Annotated in this window: 3 protein-coding genes; all 3 read right to left on the bottom strand. The window is 63.2% G+C overall.

Going from position 1 to position 1,433, the window contains the following annotated elements:
- On the bottom strand, nucleotides 1-432 hold a 432-nt coding region (locus tag AC04L7_RS18625; RefSeq protein WP_475513692.1), incomplete at its 3' end, for a hypothetical protein.
- A gap of 29 nt (nucleotides 433-461) precedes the next feature.
- Nucleotides 462-1,121 carry a hypothetical protein gene (locus tag AC04L7_RS18620; protein ID WP_436001197.1) on the bottom strand — a complete coding sequence of 220 codons (660 nt, stop codon included), beginning with the start codon at nucleotides 1,119-1,121 and terminating at the stop codon, nucleotides 462-464.
- A 131-nt stretch (nucleotides 1,122-1,252) separates the two neighbouring features.
- Nucleotides 1,253-1,433, bottom strand: a 181-nt coding sequence (locus AC04L7_RS18615; protein WP_475513691.1) for a hypothetical protein, incomplete at its 5' end; no start/stop codon positions are given.

Raw genomic sequence — 1,433 nt, 5'->3', positions numbered from 1 at the left:
GGGCAGGACCTGCGCTTCATGGATGGCCACCAGCGCATCCTCAACAGACCCGTCCCCTTGCGGAATCTCGCTGATCTGATCCGGATCGGCGTCGTCCACGTCGTAGTCGACTGCCACAAGCTGCGCTGGCGTGTCGGCCCAGACGTTCTGCACGACGCCGCCGGTGATGTTCACGCCGATGCGCGGCGGGATAAACGCCGGCGAAGTCTGCAGGCTCAGCTGCAGTGCCTTCTGGTGCAGCACGCTACCGTCCATCGCGTGCTTGAAGATGTGCATCAGGGCTTCGCCGTCGCTGGCGAAGATCTCTTTCTCGTCCTCGCGTTGGATGTCCAGCTGTTCACCGGAGGCGTGATCGATGGTGAAAAGGTTCCAGCCTTCGGCCGCAGCAGCGGCGTTGTCTTCGGCGGTCCAGGAATAGGGGTTGTTGCTCACAGGGCGATTCCTACGAATGGGGACGAATGTCAGGGCTTCATGGACGGGGCGTCGGGCGCGAACGCGTCGTCGATATGCATCTCCTGCCACGGCTCGCTCATCTCGTCGCCGTTGGGGAACGCCTTGACGACCAGGTCGTCATCGCGCTTGCTGATGCACAGCGCAACGCCGCCGGCCTTCAGCCAGACGTTGCCGCGCTTGCTGCCCTCGGGCACTTCGAGCACGTAGTCGGTCTCGTTGGCGCTATCGCCCGGATTGCCCAGGGCGATGTTGATGACGTCGCCTCGCTCGGACGGGCCGGGGCGCGAGAGAAAGGAGATCTCTTCCATGTGGGCCTGCACCTGACCCATGCCTTCCCACTCGATCGTGGTGATCTCGGTGGTCGGGTTGTAGGACATCACGCGCGCCAGGCCGTTGTCCTTGCTGTTCTCGCGGCTGTCGTAGTAGACCCAGTCGCCAGTCTCAGGACGCCAGGCCGCCGGCGCATAGGCCGACGTCAGCTCCTTTGCGCTCTCGATGTACTGGACGATGTCCGCCACGCCCGGGCTGTCGGGATCTTCCGGACCCTCTTCGGCCGAGATGCACAGGTCCTCAAAGCGGGACTCCGCGTACGGCAAGACCTGTCGCAAGGCGACCTGGAGCCGGGCGTACTGCTCGGCGGTGGGAACGAAGGAAGCGAACTCAGGCATGGGACCATCCGGGCAGGGGCTATGTCCGGATAATACCGCATACTCTAACGAAAGTTATCTGCCACCTTGTGACGAAAGTCACCGCTTGCCGCGGCGCTTTCATTGTGAGCCGCGTAAGTGCCGCAATGGCCTTACGGCCTGGGCCTTTCAGGCTCCAGCTCATGATCCACAACCTCGATGACGGACCGATCGATGACACCGTAGGTGTCATGGGCCTCGCCAGAGCTGTCGCGCTCACGGAACGCAACGACCTGGAACCCCAGGGCTGCGATGGCCTGTGCGTCCTCTGGATGGTCCAGAATCGCCCATAGC

This window comes from Pseudoxanthomonas sp. LjRoot204_2 (assembly GCF_056175765.1).
This window is presented reverse-complemented; position numbering and strand designations above follow the sequence as displayed.